Source organism: Mesorhizobium sp. WSM4887 (assembly GCF_029625865.1).
Lineage (GTDB): Bacteria > Pseudomonadota > Alphaproteobacteria > Rhizobiales > Rhizobiaceae > Mesorhizobium.
The window spans coordinates 1-22686 of sequence record NZ_JARTVP010000009.1 but is presented as its reverse complement, the minus strand read 5'-3'; the positions used below and the strand labels follow the sequence as shown (position 1 = coordinate 22686).

Annotated in this window: 22 protein-coding genes; 12 read left to right on the top strand and 10 right to left on the bottom strand. The window is 65.9% G+C overall.

What is annotated here, in order from left to right; translation table 11 throughout:
• Positions 1-20 precede the first annotated feature (20 nt).
• From P9230_RS24915 to P9230_RS24895, 5 genes are all read right to left on the bottom strand, one after another.
• Entirely contained in the window at positions 21-488 is a 468-nt protein-coding gene (locus P9230_RS24915) for a MaoC family dehydratase (protein WP_278120975.1), read from the bottom strand.
• Complete coding sequence (locus P9230_RS24910) at positions 485-1780, bottom strand: NAD(P)/FAD-dependent oxidoreductase (protein ID WP_127240733.1); 1296 nt, start codon at positions 1778-1780, stop codon at positions 485-487. Before P9230_RS24910 ends, P9230_RS24915 begins: the two co-directional genes overlap by 4 nt.
• Before the next feature lie 24 nt (positions 1781-1804).
• Positions 1805-3031 (bottom strand): NAD(P)/FAD-dependent oxidoreductase, encoded by a 1227-nt coding sequence (locus P9230_RS24905; protein WP_278120974.1) that lies wholly within the window; start codon positions 3029-3031, stop codon positions 1805-1807.
• A gap of 168 nt (positions 3032-3199) precedes the next feature.
• Positions 3200-3778: an OsmC family protein gene (locus P9230_RS24900; RefSeq protein WP_278120973.1), complete on the bottom strand. Its 579-nt coding sequence runs from the start codon at positions 3776-3778 to the stop codon at positions 3200-3202.
• A gap of 260 nt (positions 3779-4038) precedes the next feature.
• A complete protein-coding gene (locus tag P9230_RS24895) occupies positions 4039-4275 on the bottom strand; it encodes a DUF1127 domain-containing protein (protein WP_164746786.1) in 237 nt (78 codons plus the stop codon).
• 192 nt (positions 4276-4467) lie between these two features.
• On the opposite strand from P9230_RS24895, the gene P9230_RS24890 reads away from it, so the two are divergent.
• A complete protein-coding gene (locus tag P9230_RS24890) occupies positions 4468-5850 on the top strand; it encodes a nodulation protein NfeD (protein WP_127240730.1) in 1383 nt (460 codons plus the stop codon).
• Positions 5847-6611, top strand: coding sequence for a slipin family protein (locus tag P9230_RS24885; protein WP_278120972.1), 765 nt, complete (start codon positions 5847-5849; stop codon positions 6609-6611). The genes P9230_RS24890 and P9230_RS24885 overlap by 4 nt, the downstream gene beginning before the upstream one ends.
• 159 nt (positions 6612-6770) lie before the next feature.
• Here the strand turns inward: P9230_RS24885 and P9230_RS24880 are convergent, their stop codons facing one another.
• Genes P9230_RS24880 through P9230_RS24870 form a run of 3 tightly spaced genes read right to left on the bottom strand, consistent with a single transcriptional unit; the run spans position 6771 to position 10587 of the window.
• Positions 6771-9059: a xanthine dehydrogenase family protein molybdopterin-binding subunit gene (locus P9230_RS24880; protein WP_278120971.1), complete on the bottom strand. Its 2289-nt coding sequence runs from the start codon at positions 9057-9059 to the stop codon at positions 6771-6773.
• The gene (locus P9230_RS24875) at positions 9056-10039 is read right to left on the bottom strand and encodes a xanthine dehydrogenase family protein subunit M (protein WP_278120970.1); all 984 of its coding nucleotides are present in this window, start codon (positions 10037-10039) and stop codon (positions 9056-9058) included. Before P9230_RS24875 ends, P9230_RS24880 begins: the two co-directional genes overlap by 4 nt.
• Entirely contained in the window at positions 10036-10587 is a 552-nt protein-coding gene (locus P9230_RS24870) for a (2Fe-2S)-binding protein (RefSeq protein ID WP_278120969.1), read from the bottom strand. Before P9230_RS24870 ends, P9230_RS24875 begins: the two co-directional genes overlap by 4 nt.
• A 374-nt stretch (positions 10588-10961) precedes the next feature.
• Between P9230_RS24870 and P9230_RS24865 the strand changes: the two genes are divergently transcribed.
• Entirely contained in the window at positions 10962-11588 is a 627-nt protein-coding gene (locus P9230_RS24865; RefSeq protein WP_278121076.1) for a TetR/AcrR family transcriptional regulator, read from the top strand.
• A gap of 38 nt (positions 11589-11626) precedes the next feature.
• Here P9230_RS24865 and P9230_RS24860 read toward each other — a convergent pair whose 3' ends face one another.
• On the bottom strand, positions 11627-12490 hold the full coding sequence (locus tag P9230_RS24860) for a LysR family transcriptional regulator (RefSeq protein WP_095801420.1): 864 nt from the start codon (positions 12488-12490) through the stop codon (positions 11627-11629).
• 102 nt (positions 12491-12592) lie between these two features.
• On the opposite strand from P9230_RS24860, the gene ampC reads away from it, so the two are divergent.
• From ampC to P9230_RS24845, 3 genes are all read left to right on the top strand, one after another.
• Positions 12593-13753: a class C beta-lactamase gene (gene ampC / locus P9230_RS24855; protein ID WP_278120968.1), complete on the top strand. Its 1161-nt coding sequence runs from the start codon at positions 12593-12595 to the stop codon at positions 13751-13753.
• Positions 13754-13848: 95 nt separating this feature from the next.
• A complete protein-coding gene (locus P9230_RS24850) occupies positions 13849-14400 on the top strand; it encodes a serine hydrolase (RefSeq protein WP_278120967.1) in 552 nt (183 codons plus the stop codon).
• Positions 14401-14439: 39 nt separating this feature from the next.
• Entirely contained in the window at positions 14440-15270 is an 831-nt protein-coding gene (locus P9230_RS24845; protein WP_278120966.1) for an aldo/keto reductase, read from the top strand.
• Positions 15271-15276: 6 nt separating this feature from the next.
• Here P9230_RS24845 and P9230_RS24840 read toward each other — a convergent pair whose 3' ends face one another.
• Positions 15277-17361 carry an alpha/beta fold hydrolase gene (locus tag P9230_RS24840; RefSeq protein ID WP_278120965.1) on the bottom strand — a complete coding sequence of 695 codons (2085 nt, stop codon included), beginning with the start codon at positions 17359-17361 and terminating at the stop codon, positions 15277-15279.
• A gap of 172 nt (positions 17362-17533) precedes the next feature.
• Between P9230_RS24840 and P9230_RS24835 the strand changes: the two genes are divergently transcribed.
• The 6 genes from P9230_RS24835 (at position 17534) to P9230_RS24810 (ending at position 22480) form a co-directional block, all read left to right on the top strand.
• On the top strand, positions 17534-17839 hold the full coding sequence (locus P9230_RS24835; protein ID WP_127216503.1) for a hypothetical protein: 306 nt from the start codon (positions 17534-17536) through the stop codon (positions 17837-17839).
• A 73-nt stretch (positions 17840-17912) separates the two neighbouring features.
• Positions 17913-18917, top strand: a complete 1005-nt coding sequence (locus tag P9230_RS24830; protein WP_278121074.1) for a LacI family DNA-binding transcriptional regulator — start codon at positions 17913-17915, stop codon at positions 18915-18917.
• A gap of 279 nt (positions 18918-19196) precedes the next feature.
• Positions 19197-19988 (top strand): 3-methyl-2-oxobutanoate hydroxymethyltransferase, encoded by a 792-nt coding sequence (locus tag P9230_RS24825; protein ID WP_278120964.1) that lies wholly within the window; start codon positions 19197-19199, stop codon positions 19986-19988.
• A gap of 8 nt (positions 19989-19996) precedes the next feature.
• Positions 19997-21004, top strand: coding sequence for a sterol desaturase family protein (locus P9230_RS24820; RefSeq protein ID WP_095824549.1), 1008 nt, complete (start codon positions 19997-19999; stop codon positions 21002-21004).
• Between the two features lie 114 nt (positions 21005-21118).
• A complete protein-coding gene (locus P9230_RS24815; protein WP_095801416.1) occupies positions 21119-22081 on the top strand; it encodes a sugar ABC transporter substrate-binding protein in 963 nt (320 codons plus the stop codon).
• 84 nt (positions 22082-22165) lie between these two features.
• Positions 22166-22480, top strand: coding sequence for a MocE family 2Fe-2S type ferredoxin (locus tag P9230_RS24810; protein WP_278120963.1), 315 nt, complete (start codon positions 22166-22168; stop codon positions 22478-22480).
• The last annotated feature ends 206 nt before the right edge of the window (positions 22481-22686 follow it).

The following is a 22686-nucleotide window of genomic DNA, read 5'->3' as shown; positions in this document are numbered from 1 at the left end:
GGCCGAACCGTTGCCGGCGATCATTTGTCCGCCTCGCCCCCGGCAAGCGGCACGGTGAACACCGTCGCGGTGCCGGTGAGACAAAGCTCGCCGGCCTCGTTGCGCACCGAGGTCTCCAATTTCGTGATCGGCTTGTCGGCGCGCACGTCCTTGACCTCGACGCGGCCGGTGATCAGTTCGCCGACGCCGACCGCCTTGACGAATTTCCAGGAGACTTCGAGGAACACCGAGCCGGGCCCGGGAAGGTCCTCCGCGACCACCGCGTTCAGGATGCCGGAGGTGATGCCGCCCTGCACGATGAGCTTGCCGAACACCGAGGCCTCGGCCAACGCCTTGTCGTAATGCAGCGGATTGCGGTCGCCGGTCATCTCCGCGAAGGCGTCGATATCCTGCGGTTGCGTGCGCCGCGAACGCTCGGCGACGGCGCCGACCTGCGGCCGCCCCTTGATGACGCCTATCCACCCGTCCTTCATCAAATGTACGGTCATGGTCTTACTCCCGTTCGGTTGCGATAGAGGCTCGAGCCCGCCATTGCCTGCGGTTCGTCCTTGTTTGCCGGCTCTCGATAAGTCGCCAGCCCGCTCATGGCGGGCACGGCGCGGCGGACCGGGATCGCGTGTGCGGCGAGCGCCCGAACCTCGGCCTTCATCACCGCGCTGAAGCGGCGATGCCGCTCGCCGATATCGGCCAGCGACCAGTCGAAGCCGGCAATGGCGTCAGTGGTGTCGAGGATCTGATGGGCGAAGAGATCGCGCTCCTGCTGCCAGGTCGCGAAGGCTGCCTCCGATCCGTCCAGGATCGCCCGCGCCAAGCCTTCGGCATCGCGCAGCGCGTCGGCAATGCCGTGCGAGGTGAGCGGGTCGCGGAAGAAGCCGGCATCGCCGACCAGCGCCCAGCCTGGTCCGTGAGCGTGGCGGATGTAGCCCGGCACGCCGCGGAAAGCCTGCAGGCGGGCATCGTCGGGCGCCCGGCTCGCCTGTTCGGCCAGTGCCGGCGAAAGCGCCTCGAGCACCTCCATGCGGGCGCGGAAATGATCAAGGCGGAAGCGCTCGTCGAACAGCTTGGTCGGCACCGAAGCGACGATGCAGGCCAGCCCGGCATTGGTCGGAATGAGGGAGCCGGCGATGCCGTCGCGGAAATACCAGTGATAGCCGGCGCCGGGTTCGACCGGCGCGTAGCCATAAACATGGGCAGCCGAGACCGTGCCTCTTCTGAGCACTTGCGCGTCGCAGCATTTCGCCACCGTGGAGCCGATGCCGTCGGCGCCGATCACGATGTCGGCGCTTAAACGTAAGGCCGCGCGGCCGGCGCCGCGGATCTCGACGCCGCGCACGCGTCCGCGCGTGTCGGCAAAGAGGTCGCCGACCGCCACGTCGTGCAGGAACTCGGCGCCGGCCTTGCGCGCGGCATCGACGAGCATGCGGTCGAGCACGGTGCGCCTAGGCGCGATCAGCCCGGGAAGATCGGGCCCGGCATTGAGCAGAATGGTGATCTCCTCGTCGCCATAGTGGAACGTCGTTGTCTCGATCAGCGGCGTGCCGGCCCTGAGGAGCGGTTTGAGCAGGCCCCAGCGCGACAGCTGCAGCACGGCGGGCCGCATCAGCGCGTGCGTCGACAGCGTGTCTGAGCCGTAGGGCCGGCGCTCGATCGCCAGCACCGTCAGGCCGGCGCGGGCAAGCAGCAGCGCCGTCGAGGCCCCGGCGCAGCGCGCACCGACGATGATGGCGTCGTAATGGGCGCGCTTGGGCGTCGGCGGCAGGGAAATCGCGGTCGTTGGCATCTCCGGTGTCCTCTCGGCGGCCTCTCAGGCGGCTTGGCGACCTTTGCGGTCGAGATAGATGGAGACCTCGGCGGCGATCGCTTGCGCGTCGACGCCGGCGCCGCCGATGAAGTTGGAATCGCGCTTGCGCAGGAAGCGGAAGCCGAGCGCGTAGAGTCCGGGAACGCTGGTGATCCCGCCGCGGTGCGCCAGCTCGCCATCCGGCCCGACCGCCGACGGCTCCAGCCAGTCGAACGAGCGGGCATAGCCCGTCGCCCAGATCACCGTGCCGGTCGCCCCCTCCGACAGCGAAAGCCGCTGGCGGCGCGCAGAGGGCACCGGCACCGGCTCGCGCCGGCCGGGCCGCGCGGCGCCGGCGAAGCGGTCGATCTCGGCAAGCAGCCGCCCCTGCTTCGCGTCCGCCGCCGCGATCTGCGCGGCAAGATCGTCGGCAAAGGCGATCTCGCGGTTGGCTATGCCGCGCACGCGGCCGGTGAGCTCGACGCCGAGCGCCTGCAGCGTGGCAAGGTCGACATCGGCCTTGTCCGGTCGTCCGACGAGTTGCAGCGAGGGCTGCCGCCTGGCGCTCTCCGGATTGGCAAGTCCGTCGAGCGGCTGGGCCATCACGCCCATCTGACAGAGCCAGAAAAAGATGTCCTTGCCGCGCCACAGTCTCGGCAGGCGCGTATGCTTGCCGACGGACAGGATCACACGTCGGCCGGCGCGCGCGAGCTCGTCGGCGATCTGCACGCCGGAAGATGAGGCGCCGACGATCAGCACCCCGCCGGGCGGCAGCTCGCCGGGAGAGCGATACTGCGAAGCGTGGAGGGAGAGCGGCCCGCCCCGGATCTCCGACGCGAAAGGAACCATCGGCCGGTCGCAATGCCCCGTCGCCACCACCACAGCCCTGGCCGACCAGTCGCCGGCGCCGGTGGCGAGCGCGAAGCCGCCGCCGGTCCGCGTGCAGGAGGTGACCTCGACGCCGCATTCCACCGGCACCTGCCAGCGGCTTGCATAGGTTTCGAGATCATGGACGAACACGTCCTTTGTCCTGAAGCCGTCGGGGTCCGGGCCCTCATAGGGCGAGCCGGGCAGGCCGTTCAGCCAGTTCGGCGTCAACAGCCTCAGCGATCGCCAGCTCTGCGTGCGCCAGCGCTCGCCGATGCGGCCGCGCTCCAGCACGACATGGTCGATGCGGGCGCGGCCAAGGCAATGGCTGAGCGCAAGCCCGGCCTGCCCGCCGCCGATGATGACGACGTCAGCATGTTTCATGGCTCTGTTCCGAGGCCCTGGGGAGAGACGGTCCGGATTTCTCCGAACCGTCGCTTCAGCTAACGCATGTCGCCCAGAAGTGTGCAGCGGTTCTGAGACAACGACATGCGTCAGAACAAAGAACTAAGGCGCGTCGCCTGAACCGTTTTCAGGTCGACGCGCTTTAGTTCACTGGATGGTCTTGATGCCGACCGTGACCGGCACGCCGTTGGTCAGCACGTCGAACACGGCCGAGCGTGCGCGGGCCTGCTCGACCAGCTGCTCAAGCTTCTCGGCCGGCGCGTCGCCTTCGACCTCGAACGACACCTGGATGTTCTGGAAGCCGTTGCGTACCTCGTTCGAGATGCCGAGGATGCCGCGCAGGTCGATGTCGCCATCGACCGAGCACTTCACGCTGGTGAGCTTGATGCCGCGCGCGGCGGCGATGTTGGCGAGCCCCGCCATCAGGCAGCTCGCCAGCCCATGCAGCAGCCACTCGACAGGGGTCGGGGCGTTGTCGGCGCCGCACAGGATCGCCGGATGGTCGCTGTCGGCATAGAAGGGCTTCTCGTGCTTCTGCTCCTGGCCGGCACCGTGGAAGCCATGCATGACGCTCTTGCTGTGGGTGCCTTCGATCCATTCGTTGTGGGCGCGGAACTGGAACTTCGCCAGCTCCGGCTGACCGGCGACGAAATTGATGGTCGCCAGAAGGTTCGGTGTGTCGACGCCGTTGAGCGGAACGCGGGCAGGTTTGGTGTTGGGTTGCATGTGACTACTCCGAAGGTTGCTTTGCGGCTTGGTTGCCGTGACGGCTCCTTTCTGACGCCGATGCGTTTGAACGAGAGTGGATGGCAGCGTGGAATTTCTGATACGCCCACCGTGGAAATTGCATCGGCCGTTTCATTTCGGCGGGCAGCCCGCGACCGGTTCCAATGCGGGCAATGCTTCGCGCCGGAACGCGAAAACCCCGGCGAGCCGGGGTTTTCACCAGCCTTGCGGCCGGCCGCCGATGCACTCGTTCATCCGCTTCAGGCGTCCGTCCTGCCGGCTGCGGCGAGCGCGGCGCGCGTGGACGTGTAGTGCTCGATCTGCGAGCGGCTGATGCCCATGTCCTTGAGCAAATAGTCCGGCATGGCGCGCAGCGCGGCGCGATCGCTGCGCATCCGCATGGCGTGATAGGCCAGCCGCAAACCGCGGCGGGCAGAGCCGAACAGGTTGAAGCCTGTGCGGTCGGTTTCGTACTGCAAACGATCCATCGTCGTCATTCTCGTCTCCATTGTTGCGAACGCGTTCATTCGCGCCGTCGATGGGGACAATGACGTACGGGCGAGGGAGCCAGCGTTGGAGGCGACGTCGAAATTGCCGTGGAATCGTGAGGAGGGAAATTACCCGCTCCGCTGCCGTCATTGGACTTGCCCCGGCACAACCCCATATTGAATCCCAAGGAGCTTTGAGGCGTGAAACTCGCGCGGGTGGCCCTTCTGGCAGCGGCTTTCATGGCCGCCGCGGCGGTTTTCCCCTTCTCCTCGGCCGAAACGGCGGGGGAGAGGATGGCCTTGAGCATCGCGATTGACGGCGCCATCGGTCCGGCGAGTTCGCGCCAGCTCAAGGAAGCGCTCAAGACCGCGGCCGAGCGCAACGCCGGGGCTCTCATCCTTCAGCTCGACACGCCCGGCGGCCTCGTCACCTCGATGCGCGAGATGATCGCCGATATCCTGGCGTCCCCCGTTCCCGTCATCGGCTATGTCGCGCCCGCCGGCGGTCATGCGGCGAGCGCCGGAACCTATATCCTTTACTCGACCCATGTCGCGGCGATGGCGCCCGGCACCAATCTGGGCGCCGCGACTCCGGTCGAGATCGGCGGGCTGCCCTCGCTTCCCGGCGGTGAGAAGGACGACAAGGACACCGGGAAGCCAGCCGGGGACCCGATGACGGCCAAGGCGACCAACGACGCGGTGGCGCTGATCCGCTCCCTCGCCGAACTGCGCGGGCGCAATGGCGACTGGGGCGAGAAGGCGGTTCGCGAGGCGGCGAGCCTCTCGGCAGGTGCGGCGCTGCAGCAACATGTCATCGACTTCGTCGCCCGTGACACGGCGGAGCTGCTGCAGCTCGCCGACGGCCGCACCGTCGACGTGGCCGGCAAGAAAGAGGTGCTGGCGACGAAGGGCCTGGCCGTCGAGGTCCTGGATCCCGGCTGGTTCATCCGGCTTCTCGCGGTCATCACCGATCCGAACGTTGCCGTCCTCCTGATGCTGATCGGCTTCTACGGCATCGTCTTCGAGGTCACGAGCCCAGGTGCGGTGGCGCCTGGCGTCATTGGCGCCATCTGCCTCGTACTCGGCCTCTACGCGCTCGATCTCTTGCCGATCAACTATACCGGTCTCGCCCTGATGCTGCTCGGCGTCGCCTTCCTCATCGTCGAGGCTTTCAGTCCGACAGTGGTGCTGGGTGTCGGCGGCGCGGCCGCCTTCCTGCTCGGCGCGGCCATGCTGCTCAAGGTCGAGGGGCCGGGCTTCGCCATATCCTGGGCGGTCATCGGCCCCGCCGCGGCGCTGACGCTGGGCCTCGCGCTGCTGGCCGGCAGCTATCTTTGGGCGGCGCGCCGCAATCCGCCGCGCGTCGGCGGCGGGGCCATGCACGGTCTTTCCGTGAACGTTCTCGACTGGGAAGGCGGAGAAGGTCATGTGCTGGCGCTCGGCGAGCGCTGGCGCGCCAAGGCCGAGGAGCCGATCGCGCCCGGAGATCGTGCTGAGGTGACCGCCGTCAGCGATCTCGTGCTGACGGTGCGGCGGCGTGGTGCAGGTCACAACGGAGCGGGAAACGACGGAGCAAAACGATGACGCTCGGCTATGTCGCCTATCTGATCCTCGCGCTGCTGGTGATCATGTTCCTGTCGGCGGCGATCCGCATCCTGAGGGAATATGAGCGGGGCGTGGTCTTCACGCTCGGCCGCTTCACGGGGGTCAAGGGGCCCGGCCTCATCCTGCTCGTTCCCTTCATCCAGCAGATGGTGCGCGTGGACCTGCGCGTTGTGGTGCAGGACGTGCCGCCGCAGGACGTCATCTCGCGCGACAATGTCTCGGTCAAGGTCAACGCGGTGCTCTATTTCCGCATCGTCGACGCCGAGCGGGCGACCATCCAGGTCGAGGATTTCATGACCGCCACCAACCAGCTGGCGCAGACCACGCTGCGTTCGGTGCTCGGCAAGCACGAGCTGGACGAGATGCTGGCCGAGCGCGACAAGCTCAACAGCGACATCCAGGACATCCTCGACCAGCGCACCGACGCCTGGGGCATCAAGGTCTCCAATGTCGAGATCAAGCATGTCGACCTGAATGAGAGCATGGTCCGGGCCATCGCCAAGCAGGCAGAGGCCGAGCGGCTGCGGCGCGCCAAGGTCATCAACGCCGACGGCGAGCAGCAGGCGGCGGCCAAGCTGGTCGAGGCCGGCCGCATGCTGGCGGCCGAACCGCAGGCCATGCAGCTGCGCTATTTCGAGGCCCTGCACGACATCGCCGGCGAGCGCTCATCGACCGTGGTCTTCCCGCTGCCGATGGATCTGCTCAGCCAGTTTTTGAAGGGCCACAGCCAGGGCAAGTGATCTCCCCCCTCGAGGGGGGAGATGCCCGGCAGGGCAGAGGGGGTCGGTCCGACTGGACTCAGCCTATTGCGACGGTTGTAGGTTGGCGCCCCACGCGCGGCGACCCCCTCTGTCGCCTTCGGCGACATCTCCCCCTCGAGGGGGGAGACAAGGCCGGCGCTAAATCAACTTCTCCAGCGTAATCGGCAGGTCCCGCACCCGCTTCCCCGTCGCGTGGAACACCGCGTTGGCAATCGCCGGAGCGACGCCGACGATGCCGAGCTCGCCGACGCCCTTGCCGCCCAGCGCCGAGGAATGCGGGTCGGGGATGCCGACCGAGATCGTCTGGATATCCGGGATGTCGGCATTGGTCGGCAGCATGTAGTCGGCGAGATTGCCGTTGACGATCCGGCCATGGCGGCGGTCGACGATGCCTTCTTCCAGCAGCGCCTGGCCGATACCCATGATGATGCCGCCCTTCCACTGGCTCTCCGCCAGCTTGGGGTTGTAGAGCCGGCCGGAATCGAGCGCCGACACGACGCGCGACACGCGCACCGTTCCAAAATCCTCGTCGACGCGCACCTCGACGAAATGCGCGCACCAGGAGTGGCGGGAATAATCGCCCTCGGTGTGTGGCAGCGCCATGGCGATGGTAGTGTAGTTGTTGTAGCGCTGCTCCGGCGTGAAGCTGGCCGGGACAGTGTCGCCCTTGGCCTCGATCTTTTCGCGACCGAGGGCGCGCATCAGCTCGGCGATCGAGAACTCCGGGCCGTCACCGCGCGGCGAGGCGATGCGGCCACCCTTCACTTGCAGCGTGTTCGCTTGCAGCCCATGGAAGGGCGAGCGCGGATCGGAGAGCGCCAGCCCGATCAGCTCGTCCAGCGCCTGGCCCGCCGCCTTGTAGACGGCGCCGGTCATGACCCCGGCAAGCCGCGAGCCGCCGGTGACGCCGGCGCGGGCGAAATGGGAATCCCCCAGCCTCACCGACACCTTCTCCACCGGCACGCCAAGCGTCTCGGCCGCGGTCTGCGCCAGGATCGTGTAGGTGCCCTGGCCCATGTCGATGGAGGAGCTCTCGACCTCGACCGAGCCGTCGGCCAGGAGCTTCACCACGGCCTCGCCATAGGCGCGCCGAACCGGATAGGTGCCGGCCGCGACGCCCCAGCCGATGAGCTGGTGGCCGTCACGCATCGAGCGCGGCTCGCGCGAACGCTTAGCCCAGCCGAAGGCTTCCGCGCCGGCGGCAAAGGCCTCCCGCAACTGCCTTGTCGACCACGCCTTCTTCGCGTGGGGATCCTGCTCGGCATAATTGATCAGCCGCATCTCCAGCGGGTCGATACCGAGCTCATGGGCGAGCTCGTCGATGGCGCATTCGATACCGAAGGCGCTCGGGTTCTCGCCCGGCGCGCGCTTCGCCCCCGGCACCACCGTGTTCACCCTGACCACATTCTGTTTCGAGGAGAAATTGGGCGTCGCATACATGATCGAGGTGACGGAGCCGAGCGGCTCGACCCACATGCCGTCGACCGCCGTCTCGTTGACGCCGCGATGCACGATCGACTGGATGCGGCCCGCCTTGTCGGCGCCGATCGCAACCGTCTGGCGCGTCGCGGCGCGGCCGCCATAGGAGGTGAAATTCTGCGGGCGGTTGAGCACCAGCTTCACCGGGCGTCCGAGCATCTTTGCCGCCGCCGCCGCCACCGCGCTGTGCGCGAGCGCCAGCGCCTTGGAGCCGAAGCCGCCGCCGATATAGGGCGAGACCAGCCGCACATTCTCGAACGGCACGCCGAACCATTCGGCATAGGTGCGCGCCATGCCGTCGAGCCACTGGCTCGGTTCCCAGATGGTGAGCTGGTCGCCCTCCCAGCGCGCGATCAGCCCGTGCGGCTCCATCGCCGCCTGGAACTCGCGCGGCGTGTTGTAGGCGGCGCAGACGCGCACCGGTGCCTCGGCGAAGGCGGCTTCGGCGTCGCCCCATTCCTTGGTCATGGCGTCGACCGGAATACCGTCGCTGCCGTCGCTCAGGTCGACGACTGCCGGCGTCTCGTCATAGCTGACCTTGACCAGCGCCGCGGCGGCGACGGCCTGCTCGAAGGTCTCGGCCACGACGGCAGCAATGTGCTGGCCGGAAAAGGTGACCTCGCGGACGAGCGGGCAATAGGTTTCTTCGGACGGCTGTCTGCCGAACCAGTCCGATGCCGAATTCAAGTCCATGATGGTGTCGGGCGTCAGCACCGCGAGCACGCCTGGCGCGGTTTCCGCCGCGCGCGTGTCGATGCCGGTGACCTTGCCGGCGGCAATCGTCGCGCCGACCAGTACCGCATGGGTCAGGGCTTCGAGGTGCTGTTCGAACGCGTAACGCGCGGCGCCGGTGATCTTGGCCGGGCCGTCGACGCGCGACAGGCGCCCGCCCACCGCTTCGAGGCCCGCGCTGTCGGAGCCTGCGTGTTTCATGTCATGAACGGTCATGCCGTTTCTCCCAATTTCAGGATGGCGCGCGCGATCACGCGGGGCGCCAATGCAATCTTGTAGTGGTTGGCGCCGTGGTCGACGGCGCCCTCCATGGCGAGATCGCTCGCCTTGCGAACGGACGCTTCGTCGAGCGGCTTGCCCTTCAGCGCCGCTTCGACTTCGCGCGCCCGCCACGGTTTCGTCGCGACGCCGCCGACCGCGACGCGGATGTCGCGTATGGTGCGGCCGTCGCCCTCGAGCTCCAGTCCGACGGCAGCGCTCGCCGCCGCGAACTCATAGGACTGGCGGTCGCGGACCTTCAGATAGGTCGAGCGCCGGGCCGCGGCGGAGCCCGGGATCTCGATGGCCGTGATCATTTCGCCGGGGCGGATGTCGTGCTCGCGTTCGGCCGTGGCGCCAGGGGCGAGGAAGAAGTCCTCGACTTTCAGCTTCCGCTCGCCGAGATCGACCTCGGCGTCGAAGGCGACCAGCGCGATGGCAAGATCGCCCGGATAGGTGGCGATGCAGGCTTCGCTGGTGCCGAGCACCGCATGGCCGCGCGTGACGCCGCCGATCGCCGAGCAGCCGCTGCCCGGCTCGCGCTTGTTGCAGGCCGGGAAGTTCTGCGGATCGCGGAAATAGGGACAGCGCGTGCGCTGCATCAGGTTGCCGCCGATGGTCGCCATGTTGCGGAGCTGCGCCGAGGCCGCCTGCCACAACGCTTCCGAAACCGCTGGGAAGTGGCTTTTCACCTCGGCGTTGTCGGCGACATGGCTCATCTTGGCCAGCGCGCCGATGACGGCGCGGTCGGCGGTTACATCAATGGCGTTGAGCCCCTCGATATGGCTGATGTCGATGACGGTGGCCGGTTCGGCGACGCCGCATTTGCCGAGATCGATGAGCGTCGTGCCGCCGGCAAGCAGCATGGCGCCGGGAAGGGCGGCCGCGTTGCGCGCGGCCTCGACGCTGTCGGCGCGAAGATAGGAAAAATCTCTCATGAGCGGAGTCCCTCGGCTGCCTGGCGGACGGCGGCGACGATGTGCGGATAGGCGCCGCAGCGGCACAGATTGCCGGCCATGTATTCGCGGATCTCCTCGTCGGAGCCGGCATGGCCCTCGCGGATGCAGGCCACCGCCGACATGATCTGTCCGGGCGTGCAATAGCCGCACTGGAAGGCGTCCTGTTCGAGGAAGGCGGCCTGCACGGCGTGCAGCGTGCCGTCTTCGTCGGCGAGCCCTTCTATTGTTGTGATCGAGCGTCCCTCGACCTGGGCGGCGAGCGTCAGGCAGGCCAGCACCCGCTCACCCTCGACATGGACGGTGCAGGCGCCGCACTGGCCCTGGTCGCAGCCCTTCTTGGTGCCGGTGAGGTGGAGCCGCTCTCGCAGCGCGTCGAGCAGGGTAACCCGCGGCTCTACATCGAGCGCGTGGTCACGGCCGTTGATGGTGAGGTGGATGGACAAGGTGGTGGGGCTTGCGCCGTTGCTGGCCTGGCCGTTCCTGAAATGGCCGTCTTCGGGAGGGTCGATGATTGTCTGGCTGGTCATGAGGCGTCGGGCTCCGATTGCTGGACGCTAGGGGGAGGGAAATGGGGCTTGGGAGGAGAGGGGCAAGGCGTCGAAGCAGCTAATCTCCCCCCTTGCGGGGGATGCCCGGCAGGGCAGAGGGGGTCGTCTCACGTAGAGCGCCAACGCCCTCGCGCGTCGCGCGCCAGCAAGGCGTTTCACGCGCGGCGACCCCCTCTGTCGCCTTCGGCGACATCTCCCCCTCGAGGGGGGAGATTAGGCGCTTACCCCGTGACATATCGCTTCCCCTGATTATATGATAAGGCAACTCCACTAAAACGGAGGCGCCTCCGTTTATTTACGTGGGGGCTGACCCGCATGGGTTCAAGCCCCATATTGCGACAGTGGAGAAAAAACTGACTGAACAGCCCTCGGAGCCTGCCGAAAAGCCTGAAACGCCGGCGCCAAAGCTGCTGCGCGCCGATGCGCGGCGCAACCGCGACAAGCTTGTCGAGGCGGCGGCGCAGGTGTTTGCCGCCGAGGGTGTCGATGCCTCGCTGGAGGAGATCGCCAAGCGGGCAGGAGTCGGCATCGGCACACTCTACCGGCATTTCCCGACGCGCGAGCATCTGGTCGAGGTGGTCTACCGCCGCGAGGTGGAAGCGCTCTGCCATGCGGCCGAGGAACTTGCCGGCGCTCATCCGGCCGATGTAGCGCTGGAACTCTGGATGCAGCGCTTCGTCGACTATATCGCCACCAAGCGCGGTCTGGCGACAAGCCTGCGGCTGTTGCTCACCACCAACTCGACGCTGTTCTCCGATACCTCAGGCCGCGTATCCGGCGCGCTGAAGGGGCTGGTCGAACAGGCCGCAGCTGCGGGGAAGATCCGCGCCGACGTCGATGCGTCGGACGTGCTGCATGCGCTGGGCGGCATCTACTCCGCCCCCAACACGCCCGACTGGCGGGACCGCTCGGGGCGGCTGGTGAAGCTCTTGATGGATGGGCTGAGGTTCGGGGCATCGGACGCGGCGAAAGCCGGCTGAAGCTCGGCAAGCCGGGAGCGCTTTGTCTGGTCCGGTTCCTAGCTGGTGATCCAGTCCGCAAAGGCCGACATCGCGGCGGTCGGTTCCCTGGACTTCAGCTTGGTCAGCCAGTAGCTGCCGAGCGATATGGAGGCCTGGAAAGGGCGCCTTATCGACCCCTTGCTCAGTTGTCGCGAAAACATCAGCGCCGGAGCCAGGGCAACGCCTGCCCCTTGTTCGGCGGCTTCCATCATCGCCAGTGAAGAATCGAAGACGATCGCGCTCGCGAAGTTCGCAGGCGCTTCCATGCCGGCGGCCTCGAACCAGCGGCTCCATTCGTCCTGACGGTAGCTGCGCAGCAAGGTAAGCGCGCCGAGGTCCTGCGGCGCGTGAAGCGTCGCCGCCAGTTCCGGCGTGCAAAGCGGCGTCAGAGGTGCTTCGAAAAGTTCCGTCGCATCAAGTCCATTCCAGGCGCCGTTGCCGAAGCGGATCGAAAAATCCAATCCCTCGGCCGCCAGGTCGACGCGGTTGTTGTTGGTGGACAGGCGCAGCTCGACGAACGGATGGGTGCGCCGGAAGTCTTCCAGTCTCGGAAGCAGCCAGCCGACGGCGAAGGTTCCGACGGCGCCGACGACGAGCGGTTCGCGCAGTTTTCCAGATCCGACCCGCTCCAGCGATCGCGCCAGGCGGTCGAAGGCGTCGCCGACGATCGGCAGCAGAGCCTCGCCTTCCGCCGTGATCTTGAGGCCGCGAGGCAACCTGCGAAACAGCTGCACGCCGAGCCGCTGTTCGAGCGATCGAACCTGCTGGCTAACGGCGGCCTGCGTCACCGCCAGTTCGATGCCGGCACGTGTGAAGCTGAGATGCCTGGCCGACGCCTCGAAGGCCCGCAATGCATTGAGCGGCAGGTAAGGTCGAACCATCGATGCCCAAGATTATCTTATAGCTGTTGCGATTTATCATCGTTTGTAGCCGGTTCGAAGGGGTCATAAACCCGCAATCGTCCGATCCACAGGGAGCAGATCATGTGCAGCCGGCTTCGCTTCACCATCGCTGCCGTCGTCCTCGCCTGCGCCCCGGGCAGTCTGTCGGGCGCTCGCGCCGCCGATCAGGACGCCAAGATAAGGCAGCTCGTCGATGAGGCGGTGAAGCCGGTGATCGCCCAGTACGACATTCCGGGGATGGCCGTCGCCGTGTCCGTGAACGGCGAGCGCTTCTTCATCGACTATGGCGTGGCCGAGAAGGACACCCAGGCCGCCGTCACGCGCGATACGTTGTTCGAGCTCGGCTCGATCAGCAAAACCTTCACCGCGACGCTCGGGGCCTATGCCGAGGTCGAGGGCAAGCTGGCGCTTGGCGACAAGGTCGGCAAGCACATGCCCGAGCTTCAAGGCAGCGCGCTGGGCGATGTCAGGCTGCTCGACCTCGCCACGCACACGGCCGGCGGTTTCCCGCTGCAGCTGCCCGATACGGTGAAGACGCAAAAACAGCTCATCGCCTATTATCGCCAATGGAAGCCGCAATTCGCGGCCGCCACCACCCGCACCTACGCCAACCCGAGCATCGGCCTGCTCGGGATGGCCACCGCCAAGGCGATGGGCGCGAGCTTCCCGGCGCTGATGGAAAAACGGCTGCTGCCGGAACTCGGCTTGCGGCGAACCTACGTCAACGTCCCGGCCGCACAGATGAAATCCTACGCCTGGGGCTACAACCGCAACGACAAGCCTGTCCGCGTCACCCCGGCATTGCTCGCCGAAGAGGCCTACGGGATCAAGTCGAACGCAGTCGACATGATCCGCTTCATCGAGGCCAACATGGGCGTCGGCAAGGTGCCGGACGATGTCGCACGCGCGCTCGAAGCCACCCACACCGGCTATTTCCGTGCGGGCGAACTCATCCAGGATCTGATCTGGGAGCAGTATCCCTATCCGATCGACCTGGCGAAGATCGTCGCCGGGAATGCGCCCGGTATGCTGCAGCCGATCCCTGCAACTGCGATCGAGCCGCCGATGGCGCCACGCGCCGATGTGGTGCTCAACAAGACCGGCTCGACAAACGGCTTCGGCGCCTATGTCGCCTATGTCCCGTCGAGGAAGATCGGCATCGTCATGCTGGCGAACAAGGCTTACCCGAATGAGGCGCGAGTCCGGGCGGCCTACCAGGTGCTGTCGCGGCTCACCGACTAGCCGCGCGTCCGATCGCTTCGGCGCTCCTTGGCCAATGCACTTTGCACCGGCGCTGCGCCTGCGCCCCAAAAAACCTGCCCAAAATGGAGAAACAGATGACCTCGATCACCCGGCGTTCAGCGCTTGCCGGCGCATTCGCATCCTTGCCGATCGTCCGTATCCAGGCGGCGACGCGGCCGGGCAAGCCCGATGTGGTGGCCGCGACCAAGGCGGTCGAAGCGCTCGAAGCCAGGAATGGCGGGCGCCTGGGCGTCATGGTTCTCGATATCGGGACCAACGCCGCGATCGAGTACCGGGCGGACGAGCTGTTTCCGATGACCAGCACCTTCAAGTTCCTCGCCGCCGCGGGCGTGCTCAAGGCCGTCGATGACGGCAAGGCCAAGCTCGACGACCGCATCGTCTATGGACATCGTCGCAATCCTTTGGCCGCCCGAGGGCGCACCCATTCTCGCAGCCGTCTACTACACCGGATCCACCGCGCCGCGGGCGTCGCGCGAGGCAGTCCACGCCGATATGGCCCGCATCATCGTCGAGACGTTCGCGGGATAGCGCGGCCTGGGCGGCGTCGAGGGCTGAAGGGCTCTTGCAGGCGTTTCGGCGAATACACAAACCCGTTATCGGCTGGTATTGCTGAAAGCGCAGCCTAGATAGAGCGAGGCAAGAAACCGCACAGAAGGAACCTCTCATTGCCTGAACAGCTCAAACTGAACGACGGCTCGACCATTCCTCAGATCGGCCTCGGCGTGTGGCAGGTCGATCCTGATATTACCGCCAAGGTCGTCCACTGGGGCATCGAGGCCGGCTACCGCCTGATCGACACTGCCGAGGGTTACCGCAACGAGGAAGGCGTCGGCGAGGCGATCCGTTCGGCCGGCGTGCCGAGGAACGAGCTGTTCATCACCTCGAAGCTGCGCAATGGCGGCCACCAGCGCGACGCGGCGTTGCGCTCGTTCGACGACACCATGCAAAAGCTCGGCATCGACCAGATCGATCTCTTCCTGATCCACTGGCCGGTGCCCAGCCAAAACAAATATCTCGACGCCTGGAAGGCGCTCGTCGAGCTGAAGGAAGCCGGCCGCATCAAGTCGGTCGGCGTGTCGAACTTCGAGCAGGACCATCTGGAGCGCATCATCGGCGAGACCGGTGTAACGCCCGCCGTCAACCAGATCGAGCTGCACCCGCGCTTCCAGCAGCGCGACAAACGCGAGTTCCACGAGAGACACAACATCCGCATCGAAAGCTGGAGCCCGCTGGGCAGCGGTCGGCTGCTTGCCGACCCGACGCTTCAGGCGATCGCCAAGAAGCACGGCAAGTCGGTGGCGCAGGTGACGATCCGCTGGCATCTGCAGGAAGGGCTGGTCGTCATCCCGAAATCGGTCCAGCAGGACCGCATCGCCGGTAATTTCGACGTCTTCGATTTCGAGATGGATGGCGAAGACATGCAGACGATCCGCCGCATGGACTCCGCCGACGGCCGAACGGGGCCAAACCCGACGACGGCGGCGTTTATGTTCTGACGAAAGTCACAAGCCTGGCGGAGCGCCAGTGACGGCAAAATACTGGAGCGCGCCCGGCAGGCCGCTTGCTTTCATCTCACCTTGTTCATCGAAGGTCAGGCCGGAGCCGACGACTAGGTCGCGCATCGTCCGCGATGCGATGATCTGGCCCGGCCGGGCATGGTCCAGCAGCCGCGACGTGACTTCGATGGCGATGCCGGAAAGGTCATCGCCACGCGCCTCGCACTCGCCGATGTGAATTGCCGCGCGAATTTCGACGCAGCATGGCTTCAAGCGGTTGGCGATCGCCATTGCGCATTCGATCGAGCGCGTCGGCCGCTGGAACGAGGCAAGCAACCTGCCGCGCGACCGCCTGATCTCCGCGCCGCCGCCAAGCAGCAATTCGTCGCGAACGATGTCCGCCTGCTCGGAGGCTTTCGCGCCCTCGGCCGCATCGACGATGGCGAGCGCCAGCACCGATACGAGCACGCGCTCGCCGGGCGAAGCGGGCAGGGCACCGGTTACGAAGGCCTTGATCTGCTCGACCAGGCCGTCGCTGTCCTCGCCCCAGATCACGTGATCCCTGCCGGCAAGCTCGACATACCGGGCGCCCTCGATATGAGCCGCCAGATAGCGGCCTTCTTCCTGTTTCACCCAGCGATCACCCGTCCTCTGCATGACAAGCGTCGGCACATGAATGGCCGGCAGGATGTCGCGCACGTCGATCTCGGTGCCCCAGCGCCAGAGCGCGATGGCGTCGGCCGGCGAGGCCGAATTCCTGAGATAGGCGGCGTACCACTCCCGCTCGGCCATGTTTTCCATTAGGCTCGGAGCGGCGTTGCTCATGTCGGTGGGCTTGCCCCACTCTCCTTCGACGATATCGATATCCTGCTGCACCTCTTCGACAGTTCGCGCCCAGGGATAATCCTTCGCCCAGCCACCTTTGGCATAAGCTCCCGTGAGCACCAGCGCCGCAGTGCGCTCGGGATAGGTGGCGGCAAACAGCATGCACATAGGGCCGCCTTCCGAACTGCCGAACAGTACCGTGCGATTGGAGCCGGCAGCGTCCAGCACGGCGCGCACGTCTTCCATGCGCTGCTCCAGCGTGGGCAGACCGACATTGCGGTCGGACAGGCCCGTGCCGCGCTTGTCGATGCGGATCAGGCGCGAGAAGGAGCCAAGCCGCTTCAGCACACGGGTGAAACGCGGCGATGCCCAGGCAACATCGAGATTGGAGACCCAGCCCGGCACATAGAGGATGTCAACTGGCCCATCGCCGGTAACCTGGTAAGCGATGTTGACGCCCGACGATTTGACATAGTGGGTCGGTGGGCGCGAGAACTCGGATTCGGCGCTCGAAGCCAGAGGCCGGGCAGGTGATGCAGTACGGCGGGCGCGCAGCTCTTCGTGCAAGTTCCGAGTTTCGGCTTCCGGCATCAGCCGCAGCTCGCGCTGCAGCGCCTCGCGGCAGAGCTCATATTGCTTCAGCGCGAGGTTGATGCGCCCTTGCGCCGCGTAGCTTCGCATCAGGGCACGATGAACATCCTCGCGCAGCGGCTCCATCGTCAGCAGCCGCATGGCGGCACGCATGCACGCGGCGGGATCACCGGCAGCTGTGTAGTGATTGATGAGCCTGTCCAGCACGGAGACGGCAATCGCCCGCAAACGCTCACGCTCGATCCGCAGCCATTCCTCGAACGGCTCTTCCCGCAGGCCTAGCCCGTCGAGCAGGTCGCCGCGATAGACGGCGACGGCTTGTTCGAGATCTTCGGGCTTGGGGCTCGCCACCAGCGCTTGGAAGCGAGCCACGTCGAACTCGAAATCGTCGAGATGCAGCGCGATGTTTACGCCCTCGGTCAGGAGGCGGCCACCGCCCGAGACGCTCATTGCCTTGCGCACGGACGAAACTGCCTGCCTCAGGCTCGAACGAGCCTGGGTCTCGTCGTTGAGACTCCACAGCAGCGCCGCGAGTTTCTCGCGCGACTGCGCCTGGCCGGCCTGTAGCGCAAGATAGGCCACCATGCCGCGCGCCTTGCGGCTGAAGGCGGGAGCCGTTGCCCCGACGCCGACAAAGTCGAAACCGCCCAGCAGGTGAAGATGAGGCGCCGTCATCGGAAGCCATCCCTGACCATGATCGAGGCAATTCTTTCGCTTAGCTGTCGCTAATTCAACTGCGATCTCGTGCGGTCAGCGCTTTTCACGATTTGATCACGCCGGTTGTTGCGTGTCTCTCACGGACCTCCAGCAGATTGTCCGCGCTGGACACCGATCTCAGGAGCATGCCGTGCAACGCCCAAGCGAATGGCCAATCTGGCATGGCTACGACCTATCCGGCGGCGGGCAGGACATCAGCGCGCCGTTTCGGAATGTTATCACCTTGGCCCACTATCTCGAAAAGCAGCATGCCCATCGGAGGGCTGCCCTTCGCAGAACAGGCTTGTCGACCGCAGCGGCAAACGCGGTTCCCTTCGCATTGCGTATTCTTCAGTCGACTGTTCTGGCACGCAAGGCCATCGAGCGGATCGGCGAGGTCGGCGTGTACCTGTCGAAGACTCACCGGGAGTTCAGCACTCCAGATAAGCACCGCTGACCTGTACGGCCATCTTCTCGGGCAAAGGCAGAACCGCTAGGCTCCGTGCCTCAGCACCCCCAGGAGCCCGCCCATTCCAAAGCCCACCTTCCTCGAAATTGCCCGCCGCGCCGGGGTCGGCACGGCGACGGTGGAGCGCGTTTTGAACGGCAGGGGCGGGGTGCGCCACGAGACGGTCGAGAAGGTGGTGGCGGCGGCGCGCTCGCTCGACTATCCGCGCCGACTGCCCGAAGCGCATCGCGGCGTCATCCGCATCGAGGTGATCCTGGTCAGGCCCGACGCCACCTTCTTCGCGCGCCTCTCCCGCGCCTTCGAACGCATCGCGGCGACGCTCGACCGCTCGATCGCCGTCCACCGCACCTTTCTCGACGAGGCCAATCCGGCGGCGATCGCCAAGCGCATCCTCGAACCGGAGATGCGGCGCGCCGCCCTCATCCTCGCCGTCCCCGACCATCCGCTGGTGAGCGCGGCGGTGGCGAAGCTGGAGGCGGAAAACATCCCGACGGTGCAGATCGTCACCCAGATCTCCGGCACCAAGAGCACCTACGTCGGCATCGACAATTACGCCGCCGGCCGCATGGCGGGGCTGCTGATGGCGAAGATGCAGCGGCGGCCGGGCAAGGTGGTCGCGATCTGTCACAGCCAGATCTATCGCGTCCACCGCGACCGCGTACGGGGCTTCTTCGACTATCTGATCGACGAGGGGCGGGATTTCGAACCCATCGCCACCCTGTTCGGTTTCGACAACGGCGACCGCAATGCCGAGCAGTTGCATGAGGCGTTTGTGCGCTGGTCCGACCTTGCCGGCCTGTACAATGCCGGTGGCGCCAACACGGCGCTGAACGAAGTGCTGCGCCGGCACCCACGCGGTCGCGACGTCTTCTTCGTCGGCCATGAACTAACCGAGCGCAGCACGCGCGGCCTGCATGACGGCACGATGGACGTCGTGCTCGACCAGGCGCCGGAGGCGCAGGCGCGCCGCGCCATCGACCTGGTGCTGGCGGCGCTCAACCTGCACGACCTGCCGGTCGACAACCCGCCGATCCGCTTCATCACCTTCACTGCCGAGAACCTTTGATCTGATTTGATCAAGGTTGCGCGAGCCTTGGCCGGCATCGCGGTGCTAACTCGACCGCGAACGGGAGACGAGCATGTGCGAATTCTCCCCCTCATCCGGCCGCTGCGCGGCCACCTTCTCCCGAGCGGAGAAGAGGGCCGGCACCGACGCAGCCTGGCTCCTCTCTCCCTGGGGAGAGGTCGGATGGCCCCGAATTGCGCTTCGCAAGTCGGCTGCCAATCCGGGTGAGGGGGACCTTTCACAAGCCTGATCGTCCGCCCGCGAACGGGAGGATCATCGGTGGCAAGACGCTTGACGGCCTACGACCTGCAAAGCGCCAAGGGCAGCAGGAAATGGCTGCAGCTGCATGTCGACACGCCGGCCGAGGCGGCGGCCGCGGTCGCCTGCGACATCGTCATCCTCTCCTGCGAGCCCGACCACAATCTGGAATCGATCCGCCAAGCGGCGCCTCACGCGTTCCTCTCCGTCGGCATGCCGCATGGCGCGGTCGCGTCGCCCGAGGAAGCGGTGCGGCTGGGCTTCGCCATGATGAAGCGCGGCGCCGACGCGGTCTATTCATCGCACTCGCCGCGCTTCATCGAGGCGATGGCCGCGGAAGGCATTCCCGTCACCGGCCATGTCGGCCTGGTGCCGAACCGCGCCACCTGGACGAATTTCCGAGCCGTCGGCCGCACGGCGGAAGAGGCCTTCAAGGTGCTGCGCGCGGCCAAGGACCTGGAGAATGCGGGTGCGGCCTGCATCGAGGTCGAGGTGGTGCCGGTCAGGCTCGCCGACCACATCACCCGCTCGACGCCGCTGATCACCATGGGCATGGGCTGCGGCACTGCCTGCGACACGCAGTATCTGTTCTCCTGCGACGTGCTGGGCACCCACACCGGCCACTATCCGCGCCATGCCAAGCGCTATGCCGACTTCGTCACGCTGGAGGCCGAGCTGCAGGAAAGGCGCATCAGTGCGTTCCGCGCCTTCGGCCGCGACGTCGCCGCAGGCAGCTACCCGGAAGCGAAGCACCAGGTGGACATGGACGATGCCGCCTATGACCGCCTCCTCACGCTCTCTCAATCGCTGTGAGACCAGCCATGGACGACCTGCAATACGGCACGCGCAACAAGAGGGGCGATTGGGCCCCGAACGAACCGGCCGGCACCGCGCCGCTCTTTGCGTTTCCGCCGCGACCGCTGGCGCTGCTGAAGTGGCTGCCGCATTATTTCCTGCCCTACAACCTGCTCTTCGCCCTCTCGGCAGTGGTGTGGTGGCGCTACGTGCTGCCGGACGTCGAGACGATGAAGACGCTCGCCATCGGCTGGATCCTGCGCCTTTTCATCGTCAACTGCGCGGCGCTGCTTATTTTCTTCGGCGCTTTCGAGCTTCGACTCTACATTTTGAGAGCCCAGGGCAACCGCTTCAAATACAACGGCAAATGGCCCTCGGAGCAGAAGAGCAAAGCCTTCTTCTTCGAGAACCAGAACATCGACAACATGCTGCGCACCTTCGGCACCGGCATGCCGATCTGGACGGCGATCGAGGTGGCAATCCTCTACGCCTACGCCAACGGCTACGTGCCGTGGCTGACCTTCGCGGAGAATCCCGTCTACCTGTTCTGTCTGGCGCTGGTGGTGCCGATCATCCACGAGACGCATTTCTTCCTGCTGCACCGGACGATCCATTGGGGGCCGCTCTACAAATGGGTGCATTCGGTGCACCACAATTCGGTCAACCCGTCGCCCTGGTCGTCGCTGTCGATGCATCCGGTGGAGCAGCTCGGCTATCTCGGCGTCGCCTTCTGGCACCTGATCATTCCGTCCAACCCGCTGCTGGCGCTCTACCAGCTCCACTATGCCGGCTTCGGCGCGATCCCGGGCCATGTCGGCTTCGACAAGGTGGAACTGACCGAGGACAGATCGGTCGATAGCCACGCCTATATCCATTACCTGCACCACAAATATTTCGAGGTGAACTACGGCGACGGCCTGATCCCGTTCGACCGCTGGTTCGGCACTTTCCATGACGGCAGCAAGGACGGCGAGGCGCGCATGCAGGCCCGCTACGAGAAGAAGAAGGCGCGCGCCAACGCCGCCGCGAAATGACAGCTGCAGAGAAAGCCACGTGGCCGGCCTGAGCCGCCCGCTTCAACGATCCCGAAAGGGCCGGCGAATAAGACAGGAGTGAGCCGGCACTCCAAATCCAGAGGGAGGAAACCCGTGAAGAAGCTTCTCATCTCGACGGCGCTCGCCGCTTTGATGGCGACCGCGTTCGCGACTGTCTCGACCGGCGCCTTCGCCGCCAAGCTCGGCGTCTCGATCGTCAACTTCGACAACAATTTCCAGACGCTGCTGATGCATGGCATGCAGGCCCGCGCCAAGGAGAAGGGTGCCGAAATTCAGGTCGAGGACGCCCAGAACGACGTCGCCAAACAGCTCGACCAGGTCAAGAATTTCATCGCCAGCGGTGTCGACGCCATCATCGTCACGCTGGTCGACACCAATGCCTCGAAGACCATGAGCGAGGAAGCCGCCAAGGCCGGCATTCCGCTGGTTTTCGTCAACCTCGAGCCATCGGACATGAAGAACCTGCCGGAGAAACAGGTCTATGTCGGCTCGAACGAGGTCGAGTCCGGCACGCTGGAAGCTTTCGAGGTCTGCAAGATGCTGCGCGCCAAGGGCAAGTCGGCCGGCGCTACCGCCTACATCATCATGGGCAGCTTGGTGCATCAGGCGGCGCTCCAGCGCACCAAGGATGTCGAGCAGATCTTTTCGACCGACATGTGCAATTTCATCAAGGTCACCGACAAGCAGTCGTCCGAATGGTCGCGCGACAACGCGCAGAACCTGATGACCAACTGGCTGACTGCCGGCCCGGCGCCCGACGCCGTCATCGCCAACAACGACGAATCCGCCATCGGCGCCATCCTGGCGCTCAAGGCCAACGGCGTCGACCTGAAGAATGTCGTGGTCGGCGGCATCGATGCCACGCAGGACGGCCTGCAGGCGATGAAGGCCGGCGAGCTCTCGGTCACGGTGTTCCAGAACGCCAAGGGCCAGGGCGGCGGCGGTGTCGATGCGGCGCTCGCGCTTGCCAAAGGCGAGAAGGTCGACCGCGTCGTCTATGTGCCGTTCGAACTGGTGACGCCCGCCAACGCGGCGGAATACCTGAACAAGAACTAGACCCGGATCATCGGGGCGGCCGGCTTCGCCGCCCCGATGGGTTCGCCTCGATCTGAAGGCAAGACAGATCTGAAGGGAAGAAAAATGACCGGTTGGATCAGGGCCTGCGGGCTCGACGACATCGAACAGGAAGGCGCCCGCCGCTTCGACCATGGCGGCCAGACCTATGCCGTCTTTCGCTCGCCCGACGACGAGGTCTTCTGCACCGACGGGCTTTGCACGCATGAGGCGGTGCACATCGCCGACGGCCTGGTCATGGACTACGAGGTCGAATGCCCAAAGCACGCCGGCGCCTTCGACTACCGCACCGGAGCCGCCAAGCGCCTGCCGCCATGCATCAACCTCAGGACCTATCCGGCGAAGGTCGAGGCGGGAGCGGTGATGGTGGCGGTGGGCTGAAAAGCTCCCCCTTCTCCCCTTGTGGGAGAAGGTGGATCGGCGCGCAGCGCCGAGACGGATGAGGGGTGTTCCAGCTTGGCGGCCACGACGACAGCGCAGCGACATTCCCCAGCGCCTCACTCCGTCCAGCACCCCTTGTATCTGCGCGGAGGAGACTTTGTGCGAGAAGAGCGACTGAGCCTCGAACCGGACGGCCATCCGATTCG

Excerpts from the sequence above, each read along its gene's own strand:
- P9230_RS24905 (WP_278120974.1), bottom strand. The coding sequence starts at position 3,031 with ATGAAACATGCTGACGTCGTCATCATCGGCGGCGGGCAGGCCGGGCTT.
- ampC (WP_278120968.1), top strand. The coding sequence starts at position 12,593 with ATGTGCAGCCGGCTTCGCTTCACCATCGCTGCCGTCGTCCTCGCCTGC.
- P9230_RS24840 (WP_278120965.1), bottom strand. The coding sequence starts at position 17,361 with ATGACGGCGCCTCATCTTCACCTGCTGGGCGGTTTCGACTTTGTCGGC.
- P9230_RS24820 (WP_095824549.1), top strand. The coding sequence starts at position 19,997 with ATGGACGACCTGCAATACGGCACGCGCAACAAGAGGGGCGATTGGGCC.
- P9230_RS24860 (WP_095801420.1), bottom strand. The coding sequence starts at position 12,490 with ATGGTTCGACCTTACCTGCCGCTCAATGCATTGCGGGCCTTCGAGGCG.
- P9230_RS24870 (WP_278120969.1), bottom strand. The coding sequence starts at position 10,587 with ATGACCAGCCAGACAATCATCGACCCTCCCGAAGACGGCCATTTCAGG.
- P9230_RS24895 (WP_164746786.1), bottom strand. The coding sequence starts at position 4,275 with ATGACGACGATGGATCGTTTGCAGTACGAAACCGACCGCACAGGCTTC.
- P9230_RS24850 (WP_278120967.1), top strand. The coding sequence starts at position 13,849 with ATGACCTCGATCACCCGGCGTTCAGCGCTTGCCGGCGCATTCGCATCC.
- P9230_RS24910 (WP_127240733.1), bottom strand. The coding sequence starts at position 1,780 with ATGCCAACGACCGCGATTTCCCTGCCGCCGACGCCCAAGCGCGCCCAT.
- P9230_RS24880 (WP_278120971.1), bottom strand. The coding sequence starts at position 9,059 with ATGACCGTTCATGACATGAAACACGCAGGCTCCGACAGCGCGGGCCTC.
- P9230_RS24875 (WP_278120970.1), bottom strand. The coding sequence starts at position 10,039 with ATGAGAGATTTTTCCTATCTTCGCGCCGACAGCGTCGAGGCCGCGCGC.
- P9230_RS24885 (WP_278120972.1), top strand. The coding sequence starts at position 5,847 with ATGACGCTCGGCTATGTCGCCTATCTGATCCTCGCGCTGCTGGTGATC.
- P9230_RS24810 (WP_278120963.1), top strand. The coding sequence starts at position 22,166 with ATGACCGGTTGGATCAGGGCCTGCGGGCTCGACGACATCGAACAGGAA.
- P9230_RS24900 (WP_278120973.1), bottom strand. The coding sequence starts at position 3,778 with ATGCAACCCAACACCAAACCTGCCCGCGTTCCGCTCAACGGCGTCGAC.
- P9230_RS24915 (WP_278120975.1), bottom strand. The coding sequence starts at position 488 with ATGACCGTACATTTGATGAAGGACGGGTGGATAGGCGTCATCAAGGGG.